This window comes from Nonomuraea antimicrobica (genome assembly GCF_039536965.1).
Classification (GTDB): Bacteria; Actinomycetota; Actinomycetes; order Streptosporangiales; family Streptosporangiaceae; genus Nonomuraea; species Nonomuraea antimicrobica.
On the sequence record NZ_BAAAZP010000178.1, the window covers coordinates 23,452 to 31,965 of the forward strand.

Consider the following 8,514-nt stretch of genomic DNA (forward strand, 5'->3'; position numbering starts at 1 on the left):
ACGACAAGCGCCGTCCAGAGCTTTCCTAGCCTCAGGTCGGAGCCACACATATCACCACGAAAGAGGTCATAAACTTGCCGACCGATCTGGCGAAGCTCAAAAGTCTTTCAGGAGTGCCGGCAAACCTTTCGAGCGCGACCAACATCGGCGCAACACTGCTCGCCACCGCGGCCTTCCCGCTGGCCGGCCGCGTCCTCTTCGGCGTCCGGGCGCGTCGCGCGACGGCGGCAAGCCGGAGTCTGCGACCGGCTGCACCAATCAATGCACGGCCACGCCGCCGGCGTGCTCGATGGTGAAGCGGATCGCTACGCGTCCTTCGGCATGGATGTTCGCCAGGAACGTCTCCCAGTCGGGCTATTCGTCGCTGAGCGCGCCGTGCAGGTTCTTGAGAGCCTCAGCATCCAGTCCTACGTCCGGCGGGAGAATCTCTGCAGGCCCCTCGACCTGAATCCATGGCCCGAAGAATCGGTCTGTGAAGACGCACACCGAACCGCGTGGGTCTCGCCGCAGGTTACGGGTCTTGGCTCGCGTTTCCGTCGTACTCAACACAACGCGACCGCTACCGTCGAGTGCCACGATCACGGGTGAGAGCTGGGGGCTTCCGTCTTTGCGCCGGGTATTGAGAACCGCGTGATGGTGGTTGCGGAGGAATTTCTGGGCCTGTTCGACTTTCATGGACTTTCTCCTGATTCAGATCGCGTCTGGGCCGTCGCCGGTGATCGGGGCGCGCAGGGGTTCGCCAAGGCGTGCGGTGCCGATGTGGCGCAGCCGTACCAGGTCGGGATGGGCGGCGACTGGTGGGAACGCGGCACAGCGGGGGACCCGGCTCATGTGCTCCTCGATGTTCATAACGGGATTACTGTAATAATGAGATTATGAGAGTAACAAGGGTGGAGGCCAAGGAGCGGAACCGGCGGGCGCTACTGGACGCCGCCCGCCGGATCGTGGCCAGAGACGGCCATCGTGCCAAGCTGGAGGAGATCACCGAGCAGGCCGGGCTGACCACCGGTGCCGTCTACTCGCTGTTCGGCAGCAAGAACGGCCTGCTGATCGCCCTGGTCACCGACTACCTCGGCCCGCACTACGACGGCATCAAACAGGTCGTCTCCCCCGGTCTCGATCTGGTCGAGGCTGTGGAGGTCTTCGCCCGCCACTATCACCGCCTGTGCGATGACCCCGAAGCACTGCGCCACCTGTCGTTCGAGATCAGCCTGCAGGACCTGGCCCTGCGCGACACCGAGCTACGGCCCAAGCTCGCCGCCTCCGTCCGGGCGCACGAGGAACGTCTGACCGCGCTGCTGTCCGACAGACTCCACCACGGGAACGCACTCACACCGCGCCAGTCGCGACGCCTGGCCACGGCGCTGCGCGCGCTCCTGGTCGGCCTTAGCCAGGGTGTCGTCCTCGGCCTCGCCGACGCCGCCCCCGAGCAGTATTTCGCCGCCACCGCCCGCGCGCTGATCACCCCGGACGTGCTCGGACCGCCCTGACTTCCCTACCCGAAGCGCAGACAGCGATCCGACTCGGGCTGAGGAATCGACTGCCATGGGGAATGGATCCAGGACGCCACCGTCTACGCAGCCGTTCAGGTCAGCGTTGGAGCTCGACCGACGAGGATGTCCGCGCGGGCTACTTGCACCTGGCGGGCCTTGCGGACGGCGTACCGCAGCGCCGGGCGCAGCGTCGCGTGCACCGTCAGCACGTCCTCGACCGCGGTCCCGATGCCGTCCGCGGTCAGCCCGAACCGATAGCCGAGCCGCACTCCGCCAGGGCTGTCCACCTCGCCCTCGACGCCCTCCTCGGTGGCGCGTAACGTCACCTCGATCAGGTTGTCGTACTTCACCAAGCCGAAGAAGCGGAACCGCTCCACGGCCACGAACCGCACGTTGCCGGGCTCCCTGCGCACGTCGCGTACGGCCACCACGAGGGGCGACAGGCCGACGTAGTTCGACGGCTCGCTGAGGTGCGCGAGCACCACGGGCGGCGGGGCAGGGACGTGAAAAGCGTGGCGGAGCACGGTGCCCGGCATCGTTCACCTCACAGTCGTCGATGGACTGCAACCGAGTATGACGCCGTGCCCGCCCAGTCCCTGCTCGACAGCGCCGTCGGTCTCGCGCCGACGCTGGTACCTGTCCTGTTGCGCCTGGTCGTCGGAGCCGCCGGGCTCGATCCCGTTTCCGGCCGGAGGGTGCTCTACCTGGGCCGGACCTCGACGGGGCGGCCGGCGCCCGTCAAGACGCTGCACGCTCACCTGACGCGGCGACGCCGAGGCCCAAGGACACCTCCTGCGCGAGGCCGAGATCGCCCGGCGGGTGGCGGCGTTCTGCACCGCGCGCGTGCTGGACGCGGGCATCGCGGACGGGCAGCCGTACGTAGTCAGCGAGTACGAACGAGGCCCGTCCCTGGGCGCGCTCGTGGCCGGGGACGGGCCGCGCGCCGGCGGCGGCCTGGTGGGCACCCCGGCCTACCTGTCGCCCGAGTTACTCGACGGCGACCGGGCCAGTGCGGCCTCGGACGTGTTCGCCTGGGCCGCGACCATCGTGTACGCCGCCACCGGCCACCGGGCCTTCCCCGGCACGGTCACCGCGGTGGCCCTGAATGCGATCATGACCGCGAACCCGACCTGACCGGCGCGCCCGGCCGCCTCCGCCCGCTGCTGGCCACCTGCCTGGCCAAGAACCCCGCCTCCCGGCCCACCGTCGCCGACCTGCTGACCGCCCTCGCCCATGAGCGACCCCTGCCCGGCCCCCGGGCGGCCGTGGATCGCCGCCGCCTGGTGCGGGCGCCGGCGGCGGGGGCGGCCGGATCCGGGTATGGAGCCTCGGACCGCCGTATCCGTCCGGCTGAGCGAGAACGGGCGCGGCAGCCGACGCCAGCTGACATGCCGTGTCTCGACGATCGCCCCTCGTCCCCGACCGGCCCCCGTCCTACCTGGAGGAACAGCTCCTCACGCGCGTCGAGAAGGGCAGGTGGCCTCCCAAGCCGCCTCGATCATCTGGAAGATCTCGTCCACCGCGGCCTCCGGATCGGCTGCCTCACGGGCCAGCGAATAGGCGTCGATCACGAACCTCGCGATCGTCCGGCTCGCCGTTGCGGTCTGTGACAGTTCGGGATCGCCGGCGATGGCCGTTGCCAGCGTCTCCGCGTGGCGCAGCCTCATCGACTCCTCGTACTTCCGCAGGGCGGGTGATTCGTCGATCATGCGCCAGATCGGGGCGACGCTGTCCGCTGTGCAATGTCGTACCAGGGCCCGGATCTCGTGATGTAGCGCAGGAATGAGCGGCTCGTGCGGCACCCGGCCGGTGAGTCTCTTGCGGGCGTTCAACGGCCCGCACCGGGCGGAACGCGGTCGGCCGCCCGCCACGGGTCAGCCGTGGGCTCGTCGTTCGAGGAGTTCGGGGGCCAGCAGGGTGACCGTGCCGCGGGTCACCGTCAGCAGGCCGTCGCGCCGTAGCCGCGAGAGCGCCCGGTTGAGGGTGACCCGGGTGACGCCGAGCAGCGCGGCCAGTTCCTCCTGGCCTCCCGGCAGCGTGACGACACCGTGTTCGGCGGCCTCCCCCAGCAACCAGGACGCCAGCCGCGCCTCGGCGGGCAGGGTCGCGGCGGCCACGAACCGCTCCTGGCTGGCGCGCGCCTGACCGGCGAGCACCCGCAGCACATGCCGCCGTACGGACGCCGCGTCGTCGACCAGGCCGAGGAAGCGGTCGCGGCGCAGGTTTCGTACCGCGCACGGCGTGACCGCGGTGAGGGTGGCCGGATGCGCACCGCCGTCGATCAGGGCCACCTTGTCCAGCGCGCACGGGCCGTCCCACTCCCCGTGCCGGACGACCCGCCCGGCCCGCGTCGTCGCGGTGGCCGACACCCGGCCGCGCAGCAACAGCACCAGGTACGTCGCCGGATCCCCCGCCCGGCACAACACCTGCCCGACAGGATGCTCGCCCGGCCGGGAGACCTCCCACAGGACGCGCAACCGTTCGTCCGGCAGCCCGGCCAGCAGCGGCACACCGGACAGCGACCGCCAACCGGCCGTATCAGACGATACAGACCCGCTCACGCCACCGAACCTACCCTCGGCCCCATGTACGTCCTCGAACTGGCCTTCACCGCCACCCCCGAACGCCTCGCCGCCCGGCCCGCCCACCGCACGTTCCTCAACCGCCTGCACGAAGAGGGCCGCCTCGTCGCCGCGGGCCCATGGGCCGACGACACAGGGGCGCAGCTCGTCTTCGCCACCGACCGCGAGGGCGTGGACGCCATCCTCGCCACGGACCCCTACTACCGCACACCCGGCGTCCAGGTGGTGTCCGTACGCGAGTGGAACCCGGTCGTCGGCCCGCCGGCACACGCTGCCGATCGGCTGTCTCCCTGACGGGCGACCTTGTCTCGCGGCGAGCATGCTGCGCGCTGAGCCCGGTGATGGTTCAGGGGGTGAGGAGGGCGGGCAGGGTGCGGTGTCCGTTGGAGATGAAGGACTGCAGCGGCGCCAGCTCTTCCGGGTCGGCGGCCAGGGTCAGAGCGGGGTGGCGGTCGAACAGCGCGGGCAGCGCGATCGAGGCCTCCAGCCTGGCCAGGGGCGCGCCGAGGCAGTGGTGGACGCCGTAGCCGAAGGCCAGATGTTCTTTCGCCGCGCGGGTGACGTCGAACTGGTCGGCCTCCTGGCCGTGCACGTCCGGGTCGCGTCCGGCGGCCCCGTAGCAGGCGAGGATGGCGTCGCCCGCGCGCAGTGTGAGGCCGTCGCCGAGGTCGATGTCCTCGACGGCGAAGCGGAGCGGCAGGTTCGCGAGGGGCGCCTGGCTGCGCAGTGTCTCCTCGATGACGTCGTCCCAGGTGGCGCGGCCGTCGCGGACGAGGGCAAGCTGGTCGGGATGGGTGAGCATGGCGAAGATGGCGCTGTCGAGCAGGTTGACGGTGGTCTCGTGGCCTGCGCTCAGGAACAGCACCAGTGTGTCGACGAGTTCGTCCTCCGACAGGCGTGAATCGCCGTCGCGGACGGCGATCAGCGCCGAGGAGAGGTCGTCGCCGGGGTTGCCGCGCTTGTCGGCGATGAGGTTGCGGAGGATCTCCTGCAGGCGCGGGTAGGCGTCGGCGGTCTCCTCGGAGGCCTTTCCCGTGTGGAAGAACGCGTCCACGCAACGGCGTACCTCTTGGCGGGTGGCCTCGTCGTCGACGCCGAACAGCTCGCAGATCACCCTGATCGGCAGCGGGTAGGCGTAACGCTCGCGCAGGTCCACGGGCGTCCCGTCGGGTGTGTCGGACAGCTCGTCGAGCAGGTCCTGGGCGATCGCCTCGATGCGGGGCCGCAGCGCGGCTGTGCGCCGGACGGTGAAGGCGCTGGAGACGAGCCCGCGCAGCCGCCGGTGGTCCGGGCCGTAGGCGGTGAACATGTTGCGTACGGCCACCCAGGTGAACAAGGGCCAGTCAGGGGAGATCTCGCCTTTGATCCAGGCCGACCAGTGCTGGTAGGGGTCCTTGGACACGCGGGCGTCGGTCAGCAGGCGGCGGAGGAGCGGCTGCCCGGACACCGCCCAGGCTTGGACGCCGTCGGGCAGCTCGACCCGTGTGGCGGGCCCGAGGGCGCGGATGTGCTCGGCTTCCTGGTAGATGTCGCGGCCGGTGGGGTCGATGACGAAGGGGTGGGCGCCGGTGGGGCTGTCCATGCTCGTCTCCAGGGTCGCGTGGGCTGCGGGCCGTGGTGCTCTCGTTCCGTCTGTAATCGTTTCGCTCCGGACGGTGTCGTGCCCACTGTCGCGGCAGCTCCATGTCTGTACGAAGGCGGAACGGAACGTGATGGGCGACCAAGCCCGATCGTCCGGATCGAACGTCATCCACTGCGGATAATTGCCGTTGCCCGGATCTGGGCAGGTGCGCAGTTCGTACCAGCCTGCGCCGATACGGCAATTCCAGCCGGTTCGAGCCTGCCGGAACCGACCACGAGGAGGGGGCTGTCACGGCCCTTCCTCGACGCTGTCGCGGCGTTTGAGCGGACGAGTCAGCCGCGAGTCGGACGGCGAAGGGCCCCCGCGCCACATTGCTGGCATCGCAGCAGGCGGATCAGCCAGAAAGGGCCACCAGCGTGCAGATCAAGAGACTGGTCATCCTAGCCGCCGTAGCCGTCGCCACGCTCCTCACCGGCACGGCCATAGCCCACGCCCCGGGGGCCAACACGCCCTGGGGCGTCAACACCCCGTGGGGCTAGCGCTCCTTCGCAACGTCGCATCCGGGCCACACCGCCCAGCGAACGAACACGAACCGGGCGTGAGTGATTCCACGCCCGGTCGCCGTTGTGCCGGGAGGATGTCTGCTTCGCCGGGGTGCCCGCGCGATCGGTCCACACCCGCGAAGACCTCGGCGGCGTCCTCCGTCGCCAGCTCCGCCCGCCCGGTCTCGCAGAACTGGTCATTTCTGCGGACCACACGAGCTACATCCGGGTCCGCGCGTACGCTTGCAGCGCGTCGCGGACGAACGTCGCCCCCGCGGCGTCGTCGTACATGGCGGTGAAGCGGGGGTCGTCGACGTACATGTCCCCCAGGCATTTCACCATCTCGATCGAGCGCTCCCGGTCGCCCTCGGCCGTAGGGGTACCCGGGATCCGGCTCAGCCACTGGACGTGCCGGGCAGCCAGCGACTGGGCGTGTTCCGACGTCGGAGAAGCCCCGGTCTTCGCTGCGGCGACCCATGCTGCGACGAGGTCTTCGGTGGCCTGCTTCCAGGCCCGCTGCTGGTCAAGGCTCTTGCCGTGCCACCAGTCGTTGCTCACTCGGAACGCGCGCTCGCCCCAGCGTGAGATCACCTCGTCCTCGTAGCCGTCGTTGAACCCCGCCAACATGATGTCCATCCGCGGTTCCACCCCCGCCTGCAGGGCCTCGAGCGTGTGACGTACAGACCGGATCTGCCGTTCGATGCGGTCCCGTTCCTCTTCCAGTGCGGCGATGTGGGCACGGAGCCCGTCGCACGTGTCCACATCGTCGGCCAGGACCTCGGCGATGGCCGGCAAGCCCATGCCGAGCCGGCGCATGAGCAGGATCCGCTGTAGCCGGGCGACCGCGGTGGGGTTGTAGTAGCGGTACCCGTTCGCGCCGACTCGGGACGGGGCCAGGAGCCCGATGCGGTCGTAGTGACGCAGGGTGCGGCTGGTGATGCCGGCCCTCGCCGCGAGTTCCTGGATCGTCCACTCCATCGTTCCAGTGTTACCCGCGGCGGAGCGTGGTTGCGATGATCTCCGGGCTCTGGGCGTGCAGGGCCTGCGCCGCCGTCTGCCCGGTCGCCGCCAGGTAGGTGTCGACTAGCCGGTTTCCCGCGGCGTACCCGGCGCCCATCGGCAGCCCCACCGGGGTGACACCGAGGTGCTCGGCGCCGGGGTCGCCGTGCACCCAGGCGGTGAAGTTCTGCATGCCTGTCACGTCGAGCCCGGTGAGCACCTTGTCGAAGACCGCGTCGTCGTGCAGGTGCGGCACGCCGATGCGGGCGGGGCCGAGCTCGTCGCCGTAGAGCTGTCGGGCGAAGGCGTCGGCCAGGCCCTCGGAGACGACGTGCTCGCCGACCGTGACGGTCATCGGGTCCCACACGACCCCGCCCGGGCTGAACCTCAGGTTGTGGTGGAGTTCGTGCACGACGGTGGCCTCCAGCCGCTCCACGTTCTCGGGGAAGGGCCAGAACGTGATGGCGATGTTGCCCGAGATGCCGCCAAACCCGGTCACTCCTAGGCAGGGGCCCATGAAGTGCTTGTCAGCCGGATCGCCGAGGACGAACAGCACGGTGATGTCCGGGGCCTCCAGGTCCGGCGTCGCGTCCAGCAGCACGGCGAGCGCGTCGTCGAGCGCGCGTTGCATCCGCTCCCAGGCTCCGGCCGCCGCCAGGGTTTCGAGCGCGTCGAGGCAACGCTCCTCGTCGCGGTCGATGGGGAACCCGGACGTTTCGCGGTGTATGGCCACCAGGTCGACCTCGCCGGGGTGGTAGCGGTACATGCCGCTGTTGGGCTCCAGCATCGAACGCAGCAGGTCAACGCGGTCCGCGACCGGAGCCAGCAGGATTCGCCGCATGGCGGAGTAGGTGTCAAGAACGGTGATCGACATGGGCCCGATGCTAGAAGTTGACGCAGCGTCAAGGTCAAACCAACGGCGCTCCTCGCCGAGGTACGGCCGACATGCCGTCATCGAGGCGCGAGGCCGCCTCGGCGAGGTCCCGCCGCGCACGGTCCCGTCATGACCGGCGGCTCGCCGCTGCGATCGACTCACCCGACTCGGTCAGCCGCTGTTCGGGCGTGCGTACCTCCTCGGTCTTGCAGCCCGCGGTGAACCGGGCATCCTCGCCGTCGCCAACCGCGCGAGCGAGCCTCCTCAGAGGTCTGTCGGCGCGGCCCGACATGCGCAGCACCGCGACCGCGATGACCGGCGATCGCCAACCCGACCCGTCGCACGGAGCTACCTTGCCCGTGGTGACGTCCACCCGCGGGGCCGGACCGCGGGCAGGGCCGGGCGGGGCCGGACCGCGGGCAGGGCCGGGCGGGGCCGGACC

The 8,514-nt window shown here is 70.2% G+C and carries 13 protein-coding genes; 4 read left to right on the forward strand and 9 right to left on the reverse strand.

The genetic code is table 11. The annotated features are described in order from the left end of the window. Positions 1-354: 354 nt before the first annotated feature. Both ABD844_RS41475 and ABD844_RS41480 read right to left on the reverse strand, forming a co-directional pair. Positions 355-675 carry a PPOX class F420-dependent oxidoreductase gene (locus ABD844_RS41475; RefSeq protein ID WP_344891302.1) on the reverse strand — a complete coding sequence of 107 codons (321 nt, stop codon included), beginning with the start codon at positions 673-675 and terminating at the stop codon, positions 355-357. A gap of 15 nt (positions 676-690) precedes the next feature. Continuing rightward, positions 691-849 carry a hypothetical protein gene (locus ABD844_RS41480; protein ID WP_344891304.1) on the reverse strand — a complete coding sequence of 53 codons (159 nt, stop codon included), beginning with the start codon at positions 847-849 and terminating at the stop codon, positions 691-693. A gap of 26 nt (positions 850-875) precedes the next feature. Here ABD844_RS41480 and ABD844_RS41485 point away from each other — a divergent pair, with 26 nt between their 5' ends. Continuing rightward, a complete protein-coding gene (locus ABD844_RS41485; RefSeq protein WP_344891306.1) occupies positions 876-1,490 on the forward strand; it encodes a TetR/AcrR family transcriptional regulator in 615 nt (204 codons plus the stop codon). Between the two features lie 95 nt (positions 1,491-1,585). Here the strand turns inward: ABD844_RS41485 and ABD844_RS41490 are convergent, their stop codons facing one another. Continuing rightward, positions 1,586-2,029, reverse strand: coding sequence for an SRPBCC family protein (locus tag ABD844_RS41490; RefSeq protein ID WP_344891309.1), 444 nt, complete (start codon positions 2,027-2,029; stop codon positions 1,586-1,588). A 283-nt stretch (positions 2,030-2,312) separates the two neighbouring features. Here ABD844_RS41490 and ABD844_RS41495 point away from each other — a divergent pair, with 283 nt between their 5' ends. Beyond that, the gene (locus tag ABD844_RS41495) at positions 2,313-2,627 is read left to right on the forward strand and encodes a protein kinase family protein (RefSeq protein ID WP_344891312.1); all 315 of its coding nucleotides are present in this window, start codon (positions 2,313-2,315) and stop codon (positions 2,625-2,627) included. A gap of 320 nt (positions 2,628-2,947) precedes the next feature. Here ABD844_RS41495 and ABD844_RS41500 read toward each other — a convergent pair whose 3' ends face one another. Continuing rightward, positions 2,948-3,325, reverse strand: coding sequence for a hypothetical protein (locus tag ABD844_RS41500; protein ID WP_344891315.1), 378 nt, complete (start codon positions 3,323-3,325; stop codon positions 2,948-2,950). 42 nt (positions 3,326-3,367) lie between these two features. Continuing rightward, positions 3,368-4,054, reverse strand: coding sequence for a Crp/Fnr family transcriptional regulator (locus ABD844_RS41505; protein WP_344891318.1), 687 nt, complete (start codon positions 4,052-4,054; stop codon positions 3,368-3,370). A 24-nt stretch (positions 4,055-4,078) separates the two neighbouring features. On the opposite strand from ABD844_RS41505, the gene ABD844_RS41510 reads away from it, so the two are divergent. Beyond that, positions 4,079-4,369, forward strand: coding sequence for a YciI family protein (locus ABD844_RS41510; protein ID WP_344891321.1), 291 nt, complete (start codon positions 4,079-4,081; stop codon positions 4,367-4,369). A 52-nt stretch (positions 4,370-4,421) separates the two neighbouring features. Here the strand turns inward: ABD844_RS41510 and ABD844_RS41515 are convergent, their stop codons facing one another. After that, positions 4,422-5,657, reverse strand: a complete 1,236-nt coding sequence (locus ABD844_RS41515) for a cytochrome P450 family protein (RefSeq protein WP_344891324.1) — start codon at positions 5,655-5,657, stop codon at positions 4,422-4,424. 416 nt (positions 5,658-6,073) lie between these two features. Between ABD844_RS41515 and ABD844_RS41520 the strand changes: the two genes are divergently transcribed. Further along, complete coding sequence (locus tag ABD844_RS41520) at positions 6,074-6,196, forward strand: hypothetical protein (RefSeq protein ID WP_344891327.1); 123 nt, start codon at positions 6,074-6,076, stop codon at positions 6,194-6,196. Between the two features lie 222 nt (positions 6,197-6,418). On the opposite strand, the gene ABD844_RS41525 is transcribed toward ABD844_RS41520, so the two are convergent. From ABD844_RS41525 to ABD844_RS41535, 3 genes are all read right to left on the reverse strand, one after another. Continuing rightward, complete coding sequence (locus ABD844_RS41525; protein WP_344891330.1) at positions 6,419-7,177, reverse strand: MerR family transcriptional regulator; 759 nt, start codon at positions 7,175-7,177, stop codon at positions 6,419-6,421. 10 nt (positions 7,178-7,187) lie between these two features. Beyond that, positions 7,188-8,072, reverse strand: coding sequence for a DUF2268 domain-containing putative Zn-dependent protease (locus ABD844_RS41530; protein WP_344891333.1), 885 nt, complete (start codon positions 8,070-8,072; stop codon positions 7,188-7,190). 127 nt (positions 8,073-8,199) lie between these two features. Next, positions 8,200-8,514 (reverse strand): hypothetical protein (locus tag ABD844_RS41535; protein ID WP_344891336.1); only part of this gene is annotated, 315 nt, incomplete at its 5' end.